Below are 15,956 nucleotides of genomic sequence, written 5' to 3'. Positions count from 1 at the left end.
TAAATGTTTCCTGTTTCTTCATCCCCATACACCACCATTGCGTTGATAGTGTTATTATCCCACATCCGGAGCCTTTATGGTAGTGCGGATTAAATCAGAGATTCCCTAGAACTGCCTTGATGGAGACCATCCAGCAGGTGCGGGAAAATGCGGTCCAGATTACCGCGTCATAAAGGTGATGGCTGGCCCAGCTGTTTTTATCCGCCGCCTCTGGCGGCGGTGAAACGCCCGCCCGGAAGGGCGGGCGTTTCACGCAAGCATAGCGTTTTGATGTCAAAACGCGCTTGCAGGGGAACCCCCTGTCCCCAATGCCGCCTGCGGGCGGAACTTTTCGGCAAGGCTGCCGGAAGGTTTTCTGTGCAAAGATCGGGTTTGGTGAAATCATCAAACCCGATCTCATTTGGATACTGCATACCTTTAACAGCCATATGCGATACCGAAAATCGGGTTCGGCAACCTTGCCTAACCCGATTTTTTACCTATTGCTTTACTTTCCATGCCTGGGCAAGAAGATCCTCCACTGTTCCGTCCTCATCATACCACAGACACTTCACGGCGCAGTCCGGGAACCAGTCAGAACGCAGCAACGCCATGATCACCCGCCAAAGACAGGCAAAGTCGCCTGCTTCCCGGCCATAGGCTGTCAGACCACTACGATTTTCTGTACAGTGCAGGCCACCCCGTTCAAAGGCCCGTTGAACGACCTGCCTTGCGTACTCCAAGGAATATCCCCACTGTTCCAGCGCATCTGCCCGAAACGCGATCTCCAACCGCATGGACGCTTCTTCCGGCATCTCCACACCTCCCATCCTAAGTTTGAGTATCTTACCATCGAAAAGAACATTTTTCAACCATTTGTGCGGCGGTTTTTTCCGGTGTGAGGGTGTCTCATGAGACACCCTCGAATCATAGCGGGTGCATCATGAGACACCCAACTTTTTCTTTTAATCCGGACAGGGCTTGTCCGGATTACCTGTTATGATGGCCCCAAGAACCGGGGGGCGGCTCTGGAGCCGTCTCCCAAGAGGAGGAGAAACATGAACACACAAACACACCGCACCTGTATCCGCATGAGCAAGGAGGAATATGCCCTGCTGAAAGAGAAAAGCAGGGTTGCCGGGCTGTCCGCCAATGCCTGGCTGATGAGAGAGCTGGAGCGAAACCGCCCCATGCTCTACCGGGAGGAGGAGACGAGAGCGGCCATCGCCTTTACCGATGAGGCTGGCCGGGACATCAACGCCGTGGCCAGGGCATTCAACAGCGGCTGCGGCACCGCCCAGCATCTGGAACTTGCCCTCCATCGCCTGGCCCAGGTGGTGGAACGGTTCCAGCAGGTGAGAAAGCTGGGGTACCCCTATGCGGTATAAACATAAGCCACGACCACCTATGCGGGACAACAGCTGCTCTCTGTCTGTCCACATGACGGAGGAGCAGTACCAGCAGCTGTGCCGCTATCTGACTGTTACGGGGCTGCCAGTCACTACCTACTTTCGCAAGCTGATCCAGGGGGCAACGATTCGCACCCGAATGTCCAGGCAGAGGCTGGACCCGCATCCCGCCGTAAACCATATCTACTCCAACATCCGGCAGATCGCTCGCTGCCCAAGGGCCAGAGAACTCGCCCCGGAGCAGATCGCGCAGCTGGAGTTTCTGGCGGACAAGCTTTGCGAGGAATGCTTTCTTCTCTCCACCCAGCAATAGCCCCAGTGAGGCCACAGGAGGCCCCGTGTGGCCTCGCAGGCCCAGCGGAGGGACAGGTGTAGGCCCCAGAGAGAAACAGGGCGCTTTCAGCCAAATTGCCGGGATCGCCACTTTTGTGCCACAGGAGCAGAAAATTGCCTTTGACAATATTGTCAAAGGCGATCCGCGGGAGGAGCGGAATATACCACAGAGCCGGGAGACCGCTTTTGATGATATCGTCAAAAGCGCTGCCCAGGAAGGTTTGGCAAGGTTGCCGAACCTTCCCGACCAGAGATGGAGGAAACGAAAATGTCAGAAGAAGCGAAAGATGATGTTCGACAGGTAACCGTGGAACGCCTTCAACGCTCCCATGGGCGGCTCATCCAGGTGGTGTCTGTGTTCCCGGTACAGGGCAGCGCCACCCCGGAGGACAAGCTAAAAGCCCTCATCGACCTGGACGCACAGCAAGGGAAGCTGTGCGCCTAAAGGGCTGGACATTCCCCAGGCTTTGGGGTATTGTGTAGGCGCGATGCGCTGAATCGGTTTGACGAGAAAAAAGGAGGGCTGTATGAAACAGTCAAACCAGAATGAGATCACCGCCCTGTACTGCCGCCTCAGTCAGGATGACGGGGCGGACGGAGAGTCCAACAGCATCCAGAACCAGCGGAATATCTTGGAGCGGTACGCACAGGAGCACCGCTTCCCCAACCCCCGCTTTTATGTGGATGACGGCTATTCCGGAGGCAGCTTCAACCGCCCCGGCTTTCAGCAGATGATGGCAGATATGGAAAACGGGAAGCTCCGCACCATCATCACCAAGGACCTGTCCCGGCTGGGGCGCAATCAGCTCCACACGGGGCTTTACATCGAGGAACGCTTCCCCATGTTCGGCGTCCGCTACATCGCCATCAACGACAATGTGGACACCGACCGGAGTGAGAGCACGGAGCTGATGCCCTTCAAGAACCTATTTAACGAGTGGTTCATCCGGGACACCAGCCGGAAGATCCGGGCGGTACAGCGGGCCAAGGCGGAGCGCGGGGAGCGACTGGGCACCAGAGCGCCCTACGGCTACCGCAAGGATGAGCAGGACCGCAAGAAGCTGGTGGTGGACGAGGAGGCCGCCGCCGTGGTGCGGCGTATTTTCGCCCTGTGCGCCGCCGGGCAGGGACCCAGCCAGATCGCCCGGCTGCTGAAGCGGGAACAGGTGCTATGCCCTACGGCCTACGCTTACAAAACCTTTGGCGTTGCCCATAGCAGTCTGAATTTGAATGATCCCTATGGATGGTCTGACAGTACCATTGCCAACATGCTGGAGAATGAGATCTACCTTGGCAACACCATCAATCTCCGGTACAGCACCCGTTCCTACAAGGACAAGCGGAAAGTGGAACATCCCAGGGAGGAATGCATGGTGCTGGAAAATACCCACCCCGCCCTGGTGAGCCATGAGGTCTGGGATATGGTTCAGCGGGTACGCCAGCACAAACGGCGACCTACCAAGATGGACGAGCAGAACAAGTACTCCGGGCTGGTGGTGTGCGCCGACTGCGGGAGTACCATGGTGCTCCACCGCGCCCATACCATGAGCCGGTCCTACAATCACTTCACCTGCCGGACTTACAAGAAGGACGGCACCCTCTGCACCGCCCACTGTATCCGGGAGTGTGTGCTGGATGATGTGGTCCTGGAGGACCTGCGGCGGGTAACGGCAATGGCCAGGGAGCACACCCAGGAGTTTGCCGCGTACATCGGCAGCAGGCAGTCCGCAGAACTCCGAAGAGAGATGCGTGGGCTGGAACGGGAACTGACTGCTATGAAGAAGCGGAGCAGGGAACTGGACAGCATCTTCAAGCGGCTCTATGAGGACAGCGTCCTGGGGCGGATCACAGCAGAGCAGTTCCAGACACTCTCCGGCAGCTACACTCAGGAGATGGAAATGCTGAACAAGGCCATCCCGGAGAAGGAAACTGCCATCCAGAAGCTGCGGGAGCAGGTGTCCGGCACAGACCACTTTATCACCCTGGCAAAGCGGTACACGGACATCCAGGAGCTGACGCCGGAGCTGCTGCGACTGTTCATCCAAAAGATCGTGGTCCACGAAAAGGACGTGAAATGGAGCAAGCACGCTCAGCAGACAGTGGAGATCCACTACAATGACATTGGCTGTGTGGAACTGCCACAGCCGAAAGGTCAGTCCACCCCCAAGGGTGCATAAGACAAAAAGAAGTCCCCGGCAGATACTGCCGTAGCAATATCTGCCGGGGATTCGGACACCTGCAAAGTTACCCCTGTCAGGGGGAACGCACTCGGCTCCGCGGTTTTTTCATGTTCATTTGTCCAGCAGATGGCAGGACACGAAGTGGCCGGGGGAGATTTCCCGGGTGACAGGCAGTTCGCTTTTGCAGACCTCCATACACTTGGGGCAGCGGTCGTGGAAGGGGCAGCCCTTGGGGGGATCAGCGGGGTTGGGCACGTCGCCGTCCAGGTGGATGCGCACCTTGTCCTCCGACGGGTCCCGCTTGGGGATGGCGGAGAGAAGAGCCTGGGTGTAGGGGTGAGTGGGGTGGCGGTAGACCTCCTCGGTCTCCCCCTGCTCCACCATCCGGCCCAGGTACATGATGCCCACCCGGTTGCTGATGTGGCGGACCACGTTGAGGTCGTGGCTGATGAAGAGGTAAGAGAGCTTCAGCTCCTGTTGGAGCTCCATGAGGAGGTTGAGGATCTGGGCCTGGATGGACACGTCCAGAGCGGATACCGGCTCGTCAGCCACCACGAAGCGGGGTTTTGTGATGAGGGCCCGGGCGATGGAGATGCGCTGACGCTGGCCGCCGGAGAACTGGTGGGGGTATCGCTCCAGCTGCTCGGGGGCCAGGCCCACCGCGCCGGAGATCCATAGCACCTGCTCGTCCAGCTCCTTCTGGGAGAGGGAGAAGTGGGTGCGCAGGGGTTCCTCCAGCAGGCGGCGCACCGTCATACGGGGGTTAAGGGAGGAGTAGGGGTCCTGAAAGACCAGCTGCATGTCCCGGCGCTTTTGACGCAGGGACTCCTTGTCCAGGTTGTGGAGGTCCACGCCGTCAAAGGTGATGGCGCCGTCGGTGGGCTCGATGAGCCGGAGGATGCTCCGTCCGGTGGTGGACTTGCCGCAGCCCGACTCACCCACCAGGCCGAAGGTCTCCTGCTCCCGGATCTGGAAGGACACGTCCTCCACCGCGTGGACGTAGCCCACCGTCTTGCGGACCACGCCGCCCTTGATAGGGAAATAGGTCTTGAGATGCTGCACATCGAGCAGCACAGAGGGCTCGCTCATACCGCCGCCTCCTTCTCCGCTTCGCCGGCGTGGAGCCAGCAGCGGCACAGATGTCCGGGGGCCACCTCCGTGAGGGCAGGGGCCTTCTCTTTGCAGATGGCCATGCAGCGGTCACAGCGGTCGGCGAACCGGCAGCCGGTGCCGAAGTTGCCCGCCGTGGGCACGGTGCCCCGGATGGTGTAGAGCTCCTTGCGCTCGCCGCCCAGGGAGGTGACAGAGCGCAGCAGCCCGGTGGTGTAGGGGTGGGCGGTCTCATGGAAGATGGCGTCAACGCTGGCCTGCTCCACCACCTGGCCGGCGTAGAAGACGGCCACCTCCTCACAGGTCTCGGCGATGACGCCCAGGTCGTGGGTAATCATGATGACCGAGGTGTCGTAGCTCTCCCGTAGCTCGTTCATCAGGTCCAGGATCTGAGCCTGGATGGTGACGTCCAGGGCGGTGGTGGGCTCGTCGGCGATGAGGAGCCGGGGGTTGTTGATGAGGGCGATGGCGATCATCACCCGCTGAAGCATACCGCCGGAGAGGTGGTGGGGGTAGTCCGTCAAAATTTGCTCCGGACGGGGGATCTTGACCTTCTTGAGCATCTCCAGGGCAGCTTCGTGCATCTGGGCCTTGTTGAGGTCGGTGTGGAAGCGGAGGGTCTCGTTGATCTGCTCCCCGATGGTGTACATGGGGTCCAGGGCGGTCATGGGCTCCTGAAAGATCATGGAGATCTCCTTGCCCCGGAGCTTACGCAGCTCCGACTTGGGGAGGGAGGTGATCTCCACTTCCGCTCCATCTGCCTTCTGGAAGCGGATGGAGCTGCCCTTACCCACTGAGAGGGGGTAGGAGAGCAGGCCCATGATAGAGGAGCAGGTGATGCTCTTGCCGCAGCCGGATTCGCCCACTACGCCGAAGTTCTGTTTCTTGCCGATGTCCAGGTCGATACCCTCCACCAGCTTGACGGAGGGGACCTTTTTCCCCTTGTAGAGGTCAATGGAGAGGTCCCGCATTTCCAATAAATGTTCCATGGCAGGCCCTCCTTAGACTTTCAGCTTGGGGTCCAGCACATCCCGGAGGGCGTCACCCAGGATGTTGAAGACCAGAATGGTGATGACAATGAAGAGTAGGGGGAAGAGGGCCACCCAGGGGTCGCGGATCATGTCGGCCCGGCCCTCGGAGAGCATGGAGCCCCAAGAGGGATCGGGGGGCTGGATGCCCATGCCCAGGAAGCTGAGGGTGGCCTCGGTGAGGATGGCGCCGGAGAGGGCCAGGGTGGCCTGGACGGTAAAGGGAGCCACCACGTTAGGGGAGATATGGCGCACCAGCAGGGGCCAGGTCTTGACGCCTACGCTCTTGGCGTTCTGTACGTACTCCAGGCCCTTGGCCGAGATGACGGCAGCCCGGACGGTGCGGCAGAAGACGGGGATGTTGACGATGCCGATGGCCACCATGGTGGGGCCAATGCCCTTGCCCAGCACGGCAGAGATGAAGATGGCCAGCAGGATGGAGGGGAAGGCGAAGAGAATGTCCATAAAGCACATGATGATCCGGTCCACCCAGCGCTCGAAATAGCCGGCCACCAGGCCCAGCAGGTAGCCGCAGACGGCGCCGATACCCACGGCGATGATGCCCACCTCCAGGGAGACCCGGGCGCCGTAGATCACCCGACTGAGGACGTCCCGTCCGAATTTGTCGGTGCCGAAGAGGTGTTCGGCGGAGGGGGGCTGAAAACGCATGCCGATCTCATCATAGGGGTAGGGGGCAATGAGGGGGGCGAAGATGGCCACCACGATGAGGAGCAGGACGCCGATGATGCCGATTTTGCCCATAGGGTCCTTCCACAGGTCCCGGAGGGTACTGATGATACTTTTCATTTCAAGACCCTCCTTAGTCGTACGAGATCCGGGGATCGATGTAGGCGTAGAGCAGGTCCACGATGAGGTTGACCAGCACGTACACGAAGGCGATGAAGAGGACGCAGCCCTGGACCACGGGGTAGTCCCGGTTGTTGATGCCGGTGAGGGTCATGAGGCCCAGTCCGGGCAGGGAGAAGATCTGCTCCACCACCACGGCGCCGCCCAGCAGGGAGCCGATCTGGAGGCCCACCAGAGTGACGATGGGGATGAGGGCGTTGCGGAGGGCGTGCTTGAAGATGGCCACCCGCTCGCTGGCGCCCTTGGCCCGGACGGTCTTAATGAAGTCCTGCCGCAGGACCTCCATCACGGAGGAGCGGGTCATGCGCATGACCGAGCCCGACATGCTGCACCCCAGAATGAGGGCGGGGAGGAACATGATCTCCAGGTTTTTGGCCGGGTTTTCCAGAAGCCCCACATAGTCCAGCGGGGGGTAATAGCCGAAGAAAAGGGAGAGGACCAGAATCACCAGGATGGAGAGAGCAAAGCCGGGGACGGACACGCCCAGCAGGGCCACCACCCGGACCACCCGATCGGCCAGGGTGTTCCGCTTGACGGCGGCCAGGATGCCCAGGGGGAGGGCGATGCACCAGGAAATGATGGCGGCCAGGATGGCCAGCTCGGCGGTGACTTGAAAGCGGGTGAGGATCTCGGGCAAAATTTCGGCGCCGGAGCGGAAGGAGATGCCGAAATCTCCGTGGAGGACGCCGCCGATCCAGTTGAGGTACTGGGTGACCACGGGCTGGTCCAGCCCGTACCGGGCATTGACCTGGGCGATGAGTTCGGGGGTGGCGTCGATGCCCAGCATGCCCGAGGCGAAGCCGCCGGGGATGAGGCGCAGCACGGCAAAGATGGCCACGCTGATGCCGAAGAGGACCGGAATGAGCTGGAGGAGACGCCGGATGACATAATTTCTCATTGGATCACGCTCCCACATGGAAGAGGATAAAAGGGCGAGGCGTCGTGAACGCCGCCTCTGGGATGGACGCCGGGACGCGGCGCTCACGACAAGACGTCCTCGGAAAAAGAACCTGTGGGGGCGGGGTTCTCCCCGCCCCCATCCAGGCGTTTGTCTTACTCGGCGATATAGGTACTGCGGAAGTTGTTGGCGTTGGCGGCAAAGGGCTCAAAGCCCTCCACGCTGCTGCTCACAAAGAAATACTCCATGGGGCTGGCGAAGAAGAGGTTGGGAGACTCGTCGATGATGATCTTCTGGGCCTCGATGTAGGCGCTCTCACGCTCGGCCTCGTCGGTGGTGGCCACGCCCTGGGCGCACAGCTCATCCACTTCGGCGTTGGAGTAGCCCCACACGTTGGCGCCGCCGGTGGTGGAGAAGAAGAAGCTGACGGCGCGGTTGGGGTCGGTGCCGGAGCCGTTCTGGCCGCACATGGCGTCATAGCCGGCCTCGGGGGTATTCATCTTGCCCCAGACATCTACGTACTCGCCGGATTCCAGGTTGGTGATCTCCACGTCGATGTAAATCTCCTTGAGCTGCTGCTGGAGGACCACGGCGGTATCACGGATGGAGTCCAGCAGGCCGGCGGCCATCTTGATGGTCAGACGGTTGGAGTCGCTGTAGCCGGCCTCCTCCATGAGGGCCTTGGCAGCGTCGATGTCCTGGGTGTAGAGGGGGGACTCAACGGGAGCGTCCCACACCCAGTGGCCCATGGCGGGGGCCACGAAGGTGGATACGGTGGCCTCACCGTTGTAGACGTAGTCGATGATGGCCTGGCGGTCGATGGCCATGCTCATGGCCTGGCGGACCCGGACATCCTGGAGAGCCTCATTGGAAAGGTTGAAGCCCAGGTAGGTGTAGTTGTTGGACTGGTAGGAGAGGACCTTGATGCTCTCGTCGCCCTCCACCTCGGAGAGGTTCAGAGCGGACAGGCTGCACAGGTTGATGTCGCCGGTGCGCAGAGCGGCCAGACGGGCGCTCTCATCGGCCAGCAGGTAGTAGGTGATGCCGTCCAGCTTGGGGGCGCCCTCCTCCCAGTAGTCGGGGTTCTTCACCAGGGTGATGTAGTTGTCCACCACGGAGTCCTGGTACATGAAGGGGCCGGTGCCGCACATGGTGTCGATGGCGGAGAGGCTGCCGTCATTGGCCTCCACGACCTCCTTGCAGACAATGGCGCCGTAGGAGGAGGTGAGGTTGGCCATGAAGGCGGCGTTGGGCTCGGAGAGGGTAATGGTGACGGTGTAGTCGTCATTGGCCTCGATGGAGGCGATGCCGCCGTAGTAGCTGGCGCTGGAGCCCAGGGCACCGATGTCGCCGTACTCGGTCTGGCCCAGAACCCGCTGGAAGGAGTAGACCACATCTTCGGCGGTCATCTCACGGCCGTTGTGGAACTTGACGCCCTGACGGATGTGGAAGATGTAGGTAACGTCATCGGGAATCTCCCAGCTCTCGGCCAGGACGCCCTTGAAGGTCATATCGGGGTTGAAGTCGATGAGGGTTTCGTAGACCTGGTTGAACACACGGGTGGCGGCGACGGCGGAGATGGTGTGGGGATCGAAGCCGGCGGGCCAGGTGTCGGTGCCGTACTTGAGCACCTGCTCGGTGGCGGCGGGCTCGCCGGTGGCCTCGGTGGTGCCGGTTCCGGTGGGAGCGGGGGTGCTGCTGGTGCCACCGCCACAGCCGGCCAGAACGCCCATGAGCATGGTGCCGGCAAGAGACAGGGACAGCCATTTCTTCATGTTCTTCATGTAATGACCTCTTTTCCTCAAATTGTTTCGTATTTTACAAGGGAGACGACGTTCCCTTGCTCATACCACGGGGGGCGGAGTGCGGCCCAACAGGGCGTAGTGGATGGCCCGGCGGAACTCGTTGGAGTTTCCGGGGGGCTCGCCCTGGAGCCGGTAAAACTTGTTGGTAAGGATGACAGCCCCCAGGTCGTGCTTGCGGCTCACCCACAGGCTGGTGCCGGTAAAGCCGGTGTGGCCGCAGCCGTCGGGGTAGGTGATCCCCTGCTCGAAGCCCAGGCCTCGGCCGCAGATATCGGTCTCCATGGCCCGGCGGAACATGGGCCGGTCGGTGGTGAGAAAGAACTGGCCCAGCCGGCTCAGGGCGCCGGCGGTGGCAAAGACTCCGGCGTGGCCGCTCTCGCCGTGCCAATAGTAGTAGGCGTTGCCGTCGTTGCATTCGCCGCGTACCGGCACGCCGTTGGGGCGCCAGCCGCCAAAGGTGATGCCTCGCTCGGCACACATGCGCTGCTCGATCTGGTTGCCGTAGCAGGAGGGGGCGCACACCTCCGGGTCCACGGGGCCGTAGGCCATGTCCGTGATGCCCAGAGGGGCCTTGATGTACTGCTCCAGCCCCTCCCGGAGGGTGAGGCCGGTGACGTGGGAAAAGACCTGTCCCATGAGCATGAAGTTCAGGTCGCTGTATGCCATGCCGGTCTCCACCGGGGTGGCGGAGAGCACGTGCTCCAGCACGGTGTAGAAGTCCCTGCCGTCGGCGTAGAAGGGGTACCAGGGGACGATGCCGGAGGTGTGGGTCATGACCTGCTCCACCGTCACGGCGGCCAGACGCTGCCGGGTCACCGGGCCGGGGCCATCCTCGGGCAGGTGGGAGAGGATGGGGTCCTCCGGGGTCAGGCGGCCCTCCTCCATGGCGGAGAGGACCATAGTGGTGCAGATGAGCTTGCTCACCGAGGCCAGGTCAAACCAGGTCTCCGGTGTCACATCCCCTACCGTGCACCGGTACAGGGTCTCCGTGCCGCGGAAGACCTGACAGACCGCCGAGGGGAAGTAGCCCTTGGACCGGTAATCCTCTAAAATGTGGTCGATCACAGAAAAGTCCGTGGCCATCTCCTCCTTGTCGTGGCGGCAGGATACAAAAAAGGGCCCCATATTCCAAGCAAATCCCCATGGCTCAGGAATACACGACCTTGTGCGGAAAGGCGGAGCCTCTCCTGATATGGCATTGTGTTTCTTAACGACCATGGTAGCATATTCGGAATATGATTTCAAGGAAAAAGCCCGTAGCGCTAAAATATTATTCCCGCTGAAAGGCGCGGATCAATTCCCGGGTCTGCCGGAGGTTTTCCTGAGTGCGATCCGGGTCGTGTTTGGCGATACCTAGGTACAAAAGGTCCAGGATCAGCAGACCGGAGGTCCGGGAGGTCATGGCGCCCACCCGGAATTCCCGCTCCTCGCCGGGAATGTAGAGGGGGTAGTCGGCCAGACGGGCCAGGGTGTTGCGGTTGGCCTGGGTGATGGCGATGATCTTGCTCCCACGCTCCTTGGCCGCCTTGGCGGCCAGGACTGTCTCCAGGGTCTCACCGGAGTAGCTGATGGCGATGACGATGTCCTCGGGGCCCAGCAGGGAGGCGGTGGCCAGATTGGTGTGGGCGTCGGAGTGGTAGAAGGCGGGGATGCCGATACGGGAAGATTTATAGAGGAAGTCCAGGGCCAGCAGCCCCGAAGCCCCTACCCCGAATAGGTGGATGCGCCGGCCGGCGCAGATCTCCTCCACTGCCTGGGAGAGGACAGAGACGTTGACCATCTGATAGGTGAGAGAGGTATTGCGCAGATGGATCTGCTCGGCCTTGCGGACGATGGTCTCCATGTCGTCGTTGTCCCGGATGGCGGACTGGAAGGCGTCGGGCTCCTCCTGGCCGGACTCCTTGGCCAGCTCCAGCTTCAGGGCGGTAAAGCCTTTGAATCCAAGCTTCTGGGACAGGCGTACCACTGCCGCCGGTGAGGTGCCGCACTGGGCGGAGAGCTCCTTGGCGCTCATGTGGATGACCTCCCGACTGTGGTCCAGCAGGTAGGCGGCCAAGCGGCGCTCCGTCTCGGTCAGGTGATCCAGGCACTCCTTAATGAAAAGTGTACAAGCCATGCCGGAGCCCTCCCCTCGCGTTTTATCCAGTATAGCAAAAAGCGCCAGGCAAGTCCATAGGTTTTAAAATTTTGTTTCAAGTTCTGGAAACGAACTGAAATCTTGTTGACAACATAGGGGAGATGGGATAATCTGAAAAGGAACAGAGTTGGAGGTGTTCCCATGGACAACTATCTGGCCGGTCTGGCTACCGAGGGGGTCAATCCGGAGACACAGAGCATTGATACCTGTACCACAGAGGAAATGGTGGAGCTCATCAACCGCCAGGACGCCCTGGTGGCCGGGGCGGTGGGGGCCGAGCGGCACCACATCGCCCAGGCGGTGGACCTGATCTACGGGTGCTTCCGGCGGGGCGGACGGCTTATCTATCTGGGGGCCGGCACCTCGGGACGGCTGGGGGTGCTGGACGCCTCCGAGTGCGTGCCCACCTTCGGCGTGGACCCGGATATGGTCCAGGGCTACATCGCCGGCGGGGACATCGCCCTGCGCCATCCGGTGGAGGGCTGTGAGGACAGCGAGGAAGACGGTATCGACCTGGTGGAGGGCCTGAATGTGGGGTCCGACGACGCGGTGGTGGGCATCACCGCCAGCGGCAGCGCCGCCTACGTCCTGGCCGCTCTCCGGCGGGCAAAGGAGCGGGGGAGCGTCACGATCGGGGTGTGCACCAACGCCGGGTCCAGGCTGGAGGGGCTGTGTGACGTGACCATCGCCCCCCTGGTAGGACCCGAGGTCATCTCCGGCTCCACCCGCATGAAGTCGGGCACCGCCCAGAAGATGGTCCTCAACATGCTGACCACCTGCTCCATGATCAAGCTGGGCAAGGTCTACGGCAACCTGATGGTGGACCTGAAGGCCAGCAACAAAAAGCTGCGGGATCGGGCCCTGCGGCTCATCATCCACGCTACCGGTCTGACTCCGGAGGAGGCGGAGACCTTCCTGGAGGGGGCCGGCGGCCATGTAAAGCTGGCCATTCTCATGGCCAAAAGTGGTTTGGACCGGGCAGCGGCCCAGGACCTTCTGGACCGGTGTGAGGGCCGGCTGGCCCAGGCCATTGAAACGAGTCAAAAGGAGGAGTAAGGACCATGCTGGAGGAGATCCGCAAGAAATCGGTCCGCCGGGTGGTGGGACTCATGTCGGGCACCTCGGTGGACGGTATCGACGCCGCCCTGGTGGAGATCGGCGGCACCGACGAGGCGCCGGAGGTGCGCCTTATCGCCTTTGAGGACCGGCCCTGGCCGGAGAAGGTACGGGAGCAGATCTTTCCGCTGTTCCGGCCCGAGACGGCCACGGTGGACAAGATCGGCTACATGAATTTCCTCATGGGGGAGATCTACGCCCAGTCGGTGTGTTCCGTGGTGGAGAAGGCGGGGCTCACCCTGGCCGATGTGGACCTCATCGGCTCCCACGGCCAGACCATCTGGCACGCCCCGGAGGTCTGCGATAAGGACGGCTTCCCGGTGATCTTTACCGTGCAGATCGGGGAGGGCTCGGTGATCGCCGCCCGGACGGGAATTCCCACCGTGTCCGATTTCCGGGTGGCCGATATGGCGGTGGGTGGACAGGGCGCACCCCTGGTGCCCTTCTCTGAGTACCTCCTCTACCGCCGCCCGGGGGAGACCATCCTCCTTCAGAACATCGGCGGTATCGGCAACATGACCGTTCTCCCCGGGGACGAGGGCCCCGAGGCGGTGTACGCCTTTGATACCGGTCCGGGCAACATGATCATCGACGCTGTGGTGAGCGCCCTCACCGGCGGAGAAAAGACCTACGACGCCGGCGGCGCCATGGCCTCGGAGGGCAAGGTGGACCAGGAGCTGCTGGCCATGCTCCAGCAGGACCCCTACTATACCATGCCTCTGCCCAAGACCACTGGACGGGAGCTCTTCGGCGTGCAGTATGTGGAAAAGATCCTGGACTACCGGCGGGCGCACGGCCTGCCCGACGCCGACCTCCTGGCCACCGTCACCGACCTCACCGCCTGGTCCATCGTGGACGCCTACGCCCGGTATGTGCTGCCAAAGCGGCAGGCCACCGAGCTGGTGGTGGGAGGCGGCGGCAGCTACAACGCCACCCTGCTGGGCTTCCTGCGGGAGCGCTTCGCCCCCTACGGTGTGCAGGTTCGCACCCAGGAGGACCTAGGCTGGAGCAGTGACGCCAAGGAGGCGGTGGCCTTCGCCATCATGGCCGACTGCTGCGTCCGGGAGAAGCCCAACGTGCTCCCCAGCGTCACCGGCGCCAGAGCGGCCGCCATCATGGGCAAGATCTCCCTGCCCCCCGTACGGTAAGCATAGACATAAAAATACCGGCGTCTCACCGCGCAGTGCGGCGGGACGCCGGTATTTTGCTTTTACAGCCGGCGCAGCTCCTCCAGGGTGTCCTGGATCACCGACTTGGGTAAGTAGAGCCGGGCGAAGCCCAGCAGCTGCTCCAGGGTCAGGCTCCGGGCGGCGGGCACCATGGGGTGCTTGAGGAGCTTGCCGAAGCGCCGCTGGAAGACGGCGTGGGAGGCGGGGGTGTCCAGCAGGGTCCCCACCAGGATCTGGTTGTTCTTCAGGTCCAAAACGATCACCTCAGCCCATTCTATGCGTTGGATGGCCCACGGTTGCGCGGAGGGAGGAGCTATGATACAATAACAGGCAAACGATTCGCCTGTCCCGGTCATCGGAGCCGGGAGGTGCACAGTCCAAATTGAAAGGAGCCGAGAAATGGCAGCGAAGAAAAAGACAGAACCCTCCGGAAGGCCGCATGGCGTCCGGGAGGCTCTGCGAGCCAAAAAGGGCGCGGTGGTCACAGTCTACATCGTTCTGCGGCTGGCCGTCACCATAGTGCTGATCGCGCAGTTCATCAAGGGCAATTTTGAAAATGTATTTCTGTGTGTCCTGACCCTCATTTTGTTCCTGGTCCCCACTTTCATCGAGCGGAAGATCCATGTGGACCTGCCGGATACCCTGGAGATCATCATCATGCTCTTCATCTTTGCCGCGGAGATCTTGGGAGAAATCCAGGCATACTACATCACCTTCCCCTACTGGGACACCATGCTCCACACCATCAATGGCTTTCTGTGCGCGGCCATCGGCTTCGCCCTGGTGGACATCCTCAACCGCAGTGAGCGATTCTCCATCCAGCTCTCCCCCCTCTTCCTGGCCATCACCGCCTTCTGCTTTTCCATGACCATCGGGGTGCTGTGGGAGTTTTTTGAGTGTACCATGGATCAGTTCTTCTTCCTGGACATGCAGAAGGATACGGTGGTCCATACCATCTCCTCGGTGATGCTGGACCCGGCGGGCGGCAACCATCCCACCGCCATTCGAAACATCACCGATGTCATCGTGGTCACCGCCGACGGTACCCAGCGCGCCCTGGGCCTGGGCGGATACCTGGACATCGGCATCCTGGACACCATGAAGGATCTCTTCGTCAACTTTACCGGCGCGGTGGTTTTCTCCATCATCGGCTATTTTTATGTCAAATCCCGGGGCAAGGGCCGGTTTGCCCGGCGCTTTATCCCCCAGGTGGTGCGCCCGGAAGAAGAGAAAACGGAGGAATAGGCTGCGCTGCACAGGGCATACTAGGCCTGTACCAAAAAAGGAGGTCTAGTACCATGGAAAACAAGAACGCCAACCCCAGCATTGCCTGCACCGTGGCCAGCTGTGCTTACCACTGCAAGGAGAAGAACCACTGCACCCTCAACGAGATCCGGGTGGGCAGCTGCCAGAGCAAGGTCACCGACTGCGGCTCCACCGAGTGTGCTTCCTTCCAGCTGGGCGCCGGCAACTGAATCCTGTCACAAGACCATACGATCGCCGAAGGTGTGCCGCGGGGCGTGTCCGCGGGCCACTTTTTTGTATCAAGAAAGCCACTCGGCTAGCGAGTGGCTTTCTTGATACAAAAAGGAGGAGACCGGCTCTCCAGTCTCCTCCTTTTGATTGTCAGGACTTATTCCTTCTCAAAAGCGTCCTTGCCCAGGCCGCACACGGGGCACTCCCAATCCTCGGGAACATCCTCCCAGGGGGTGCCGGGGGCGATGCCGTGCTCGGGATCACCCACGGCGGGGTCGTAGACGTAGCCGCAGGGGCACACATACTTGTCCATGTCTGTACTCCTTGTTGTCGGTAGAAATTAGGGAACCTCTGAATAAAAGCCTTTATCCTGTTTCTACTCAATGTATTAGCCGCCATTTGCGCTTGGTTAAGGTGATTTCAGTGCAAAATAGCCATTATTTATCTGC

Annotated in this window: 18 protein-coding genes; 8 read left to right on the top strand and 10 right to left on the bottom strand. The window is 61.1% G+C overall.

The window, feature by feature from the left end:
• Nucleotides 1-479 precede the first annotated feature (479 nt).
• Nucleotides 480-794, bottom strand: a complete 315-nt coding sequence (locus tag ACTNBK_RS14870) for a hypothetical protein (protein WP_087336246.1) — start codon at nucleotides 792-794, stop codon at nucleotides 480-482.
• A 243-nt stretch (nucleotides 795-1,037) separates the two neighbouring features.
• Here ACTNBK_RS14870 and ACTNBK_RS14865 point away from each other — a divergent pair, with 243 nt between their 5' ends.
• The 4 genes from ACTNBK_RS14865 (at nucleotide 1,038) to ACTNBK_RS14850 (ending at nucleotide 3,898) form a co-directional block, all read left to right on the top strand.
• The gene (locus ACTNBK_RS14865) at nucleotides 1,038-1,367 is read left to right on the top strand and encodes a hypothetical protein (RefSeq protein WP_441147303.1); all 330 of its coding nucleotides are present in this window, start codon (nucleotides 1,038-1,040) and stop codon (nucleotides 1,365-1,367) included.
• Complete coding sequence (locus ACTNBK_RS14860; RefSeq protein ID WP_441147301.1) at nucleotides 1,357-1,701, top strand: hypothetical protein; 345 nt, start codon at nucleotides 1,357-1,359, stop codon at nucleotides 1,699-1,701. The genes ACTNBK_RS14865 and ACTNBK_RS14860 overlap by 11 nt, the downstream gene beginning before the upstream one ends.
• A 288-nt stretch (nucleotides 1,702-1,989) precedes the next feature.
• Nucleotides 1,990-2,166: a hypothetical protein gene (locus tag ACTNBK_RS14855; RefSeq protein WP_162609455.1), complete on the top strand. Its 177-nt coding sequence runs from the start codon at nucleotides 1,990-1,992 to the stop codon at nucleotides 2,164-2,166.
• A gap of 82 nt (nucleotides 2,167-2,248) precedes the next feature.
• Complete coding sequence (locus ACTNBK_RS14850; protein WP_441147299.1) at nucleotides 2,249-3,898, top strand: recombinase family protein; 1,650 nt, start codon at nucleotides 2,249-2,251, stop codon at nucleotides 3,896-3,898.
• 114 nt (nucleotides 3,899-4,012) lie between these two features.
• Here the strand turns inward: ACTNBK_RS14850 and ACTNBK_RS14845 are convergent, their stop codons facing one another.
• The 7 genes from ACTNBK_RS14845 to ACTNBK_RS14815 form a co-directional block, all read right to left on the bottom strand.
• Nucleotides 4,013-4,990 (bottom strand): ABC transporter ATP-binding protein, encoded by a 978-nt coding sequence (locus tag ACTNBK_RS14845; RefSeq protein WP_441147297.1) that lies wholly within the window; start codon nucleotides 4,988-4,990, stop codon nucleotides 4,013-4,015.
• Complete coding sequence (locus tag ACTNBK_RS14840; RefSeq protein ID WP_441147295.1) at nucleotides 4,987-6,000, bottom strand: ABC transporter ATP-binding protein; 1,014 nt, start codon at nucleotides 5,998-6,000, stop codon at nucleotides 4,987-4,989. The genes ACTNBK_RS14845 and ACTNBK_RS14840 overlap by 4 nt, the downstream gene beginning before the upstream one ends.
• A 12-nt stretch (nucleotides 6,001-6,012) precedes the next feature.
• On the bottom strand, nucleotides 6,013-6,846 hold the full coding sequence (locus tag ACTNBK_RS14835; RefSeq protein WP_441147293.1) for an ABC transporter permease: 834 nt from the start codon (nucleotides 6,844-6,846) through the stop codon (nucleotides 6,013-6,015).
• 13 nt (nucleotides 6,847-6,859) lie between these two features.
• Nucleotides 6,860-7,804, bottom strand: a complete 945-nt coding sequence (locus tag ACTNBK_RS14830) for an ABC transporter permease (protein ID WP_441147292.1) — start codon at nucleotides 7,802-7,804, stop codon at nucleotides 6,860-6,862.
• Nucleotides 7,805-7,959: 155 nt separating this feature from the next.
• A complete protein-coding gene (locus ACTNBK_RS14825) occupies nucleotides 7,960-9,588 on the bottom strand; it encodes an ABC transporter substrate-binding protein (RefSeq protein WP_441147291.1) in 1,629 nt (542 codons plus the stop codon).
• A 60-nt stretch (nucleotides 9,589-9,648) separates the two neighbouring features.
• Entirely contained in the window at nucleotides 9,649-10,692 is a 1,044-nt protein-coding gene (locus ACTNBK_RS14820) for a serine hydrolase domain-containing protein (RefSeq protein WP_441147289.1), read from the bottom strand.
• A gap of 187 nt (nucleotides 10,693-10,879) precedes the next feature.
• Nucleotides 10,880-11,725: a MurR/RpiR family transcriptional regulator gene (locus ACTNBK_RS14815; RefSeq protein ID WP_441147287.1), complete on the bottom strand. Its 846-nt coding sequence runs from the start codon at nucleotides 11,723-11,725 to the stop codon at nucleotides 10,880-10,882.
• 162 nt (nucleotides 11,726-11,887) lie between these two features.
• Here ACTNBK_RS14815 and murQ point away from each other — a divergent pair, with 162 nt between their 5' ends.
• A complete protein-coding gene (murQ, locus tag ACTNBK_RS14810) occupies nucleotides 11,888-12,802 on the top strand; it encodes an N-acetylmuramic acid 6-phosphate etherase (RefSeq protein WP_441147285.1) in 915 nt (304 codons plus the stop codon).
• 5 nt (nucleotides 12,803-12,807) lie between these two features.
• Entirely contained in the window at nucleotides 12,808-14,010 is a 1,203-nt protein-coding gene (locus ACTNBK_RS14805; RefSeq protein WP_441147283.1) for an anhydro-N-acetylmuramic acid kinase, read from the top strand.
• A 62-nt stretch (nucleotides 14,011-14,072) separates the two neighbouring features.
• On the opposite strand, the gene ACTNBK_RS14800 is transcribed toward ACTNBK_RS14805, so the two are convergent.
• A complete protein-coding gene (locus ACTNBK_RS14800) occupies nucleotides 14,073-14,294 on the bottom strand; it encodes a hypothetical protein (protein ID WP_441147281.1) in 222 nt (73 codons plus the stop codon).
• Between the two features lie 136 nt (nucleotides 14,295-14,430).
• Between ACTNBK_RS14800 and ACTNBK_RS14795 the strand changes: the two genes are divergently transcribed.
• Both ACTNBK_RS14795 and ACTNBK_RS14790 read left to right on the top strand, forming a co-directional pair.
• Entirely contained in the window at nucleotides 14,431-15,276 is an 846-nt protein-coding gene (locus tag ACTNBK_RS14795; protein ID WP_441147279.1) for a hypothetical protein, read from the top strand.
• Nucleotides 15,277-15,329: 53 nt separating this feature from the next.
• Nucleotides 15,330-15,506, top strand: coding sequence for a DUF1540 domain-containing protein (locus ACTNBK_RS14790; protein ID WP_130850569.1), 177 nt, complete (start codon nucleotides 15,330-15,332; stop codon nucleotides 15,504-15,506).
• A gap of 158 nt (nucleotides 15,507-15,664) precedes the next feature.
• On the opposite strand, the gene ACTNBK_RS14785 is transcribed toward ACTNBK_RS14790, so the two are convergent.
• Entirely contained in the window at nucleotides 15,665-15,820 is a 156-nt protein-coding gene (locus tag ACTNBK_RS14785) for a rubredoxin (protein ID WP_441147277.1), read from the bottom strand.
• Between the last annotated feature and the right edge of the window lie 136 nt (nucleotides 15,821-15,956).

The sequence above is a fragment of the Intestinimonas sp. HCP28S3_D6 genome (assembly GCF_052065695.1).
Classification (GTDB): domain Bacteria; phylum Bacillota; class Clostridia; order Oscillospirales; family Oscillospiraceae; genus Intestinimonas.
The sequence above is the reverse complement of the archived record's forward strand: the minus strand, read 5'-3'. Positions and strand labels throughout refer to the sequence as shown.

Excerpts from the sequence above, each read along its gene's own strand:
- ACTNBK_RS14855 (WP_162609455.1), top strand. The coding sequence starts at position 1,990 with ATGTCAGAAGAAGCGAAAGATGATGTTCGACAGGTAACCGTGGAACGC.
- ACTNBK_RS14785 (WP_441147277.1), bottom strand. The coding sequence starts at position 15,820 with ATGGACAAGTATGTGTGCCCCTGCGGCTACGTCTACGACCCCGCCGTG.
- ACTNBK_RS14830 (WP_441147292.1), bottom strand. The coding sequence starts at position 7,804 with ATGAGAAATTATGTCATCCGGCGTCTCCTCCAGCTCATTCCGGTCCTC.
- ACTNBK_RS14815 (WP_441147287.1), bottom strand. The coding sequence starts at position 11,725 with ATGGCTTGTACACTTTTCATTAAGGAGTGCCTGGATCACCTGACCGAG.
- ACTNBK_RS14865 (WP_441147303.1), top strand. The coding sequence starts at position 1,038 with ATGAACACACAAACACACCGCACCTGTATCCGCATGAGCAAGGAGGAA.
- ACTNBK_RS14805 (WP_441147283.1), top strand. The coding sequence starts at position 12,808 with ATGCTGGAGGAGATCCGCAAGAAATCGGTCCGCCGGGTGGTGGGACTC.
- ACTNBK_RS14850 (WP_441147299.1), top strand. The coding sequence starts at position 2,249 with ATGAAACAGTCAAACCAGAATGAGATCACCGCCCTGTACTGCCGCCTC.
- ACTNBK_RS14790 (WP_130850569.1), top strand. The coding sequence starts at position 15,330 with ATGGAAAACAAGAACGCCAACCCCAGCATTGCCTGCACCGTGGCCAGC.
- ACTNBK_RS14795 (WP_441147279.1), top strand. The coding sequence starts at position 14,431 with ATGGCAGCGAAGAAAAAGACAGAACCCTCCGGAAGGCCGCATGGCGTC.
- ACTNBK_RS14835 (WP_441147293.1), bottom strand. The coding sequence starts at position 6,846 with ATGAAAAGTATCATCAGTACCCTCCGGGACCTGTGGAAGGACCCTATG.
- ACTNBK_RS14820 (WP_441147289.1), bottom strand. The coding sequence starts at position 10,692 with ATGGCCACGGACTTTTCTGTGATCGACCACATTTTAGAGGATTACCGG.
- ACTNBK_RS14825 (WP_441147291.1), bottom strand. The coding sequence starts at position 9,588 with ATGAAGAACATGAAGAAATGGCTGTCCCTGTCTCTTGCCGGCACCATG.
- ACTNBK_RS14840 (WP_441147295.1), bottom strand. The coding sequence starts at position 6,000 with ATGGAACATTTATTGGAAATGCGGGACCTCTCCATTGACCTCTACAAG.
- ACTNBK_RS14845 (WP_441147297.1), bottom strand. The coding sequence starts at position 4,990 with ATGAGCGAGCCCTCTGTGCTGCTCGATGTGCAGCATCTCAAGACCTAT.
- murQ (WP_441147285.1), top strand. The coding sequence starts at position 11,888 with ATGGACAACTATCTGGCCGGTCTGGCTACCGAGGGGGTCAATCCGGAG.
- ACTNBK_RS14860 (WP_441147301.1), top strand. The coding sequence starts at position 1,357 with ATGCGGTATAAACATAAGCCACGACCACCTATGCGGGACAACAGCTGC.
- ACTNBK_RS14870 (WP_087336246.1), bottom strand. The coding sequence starts at position 794 with ATGCCGGAAGAAGCGTCCATGCGGTTGGAGATCGCGTTTCGGGCAGAT.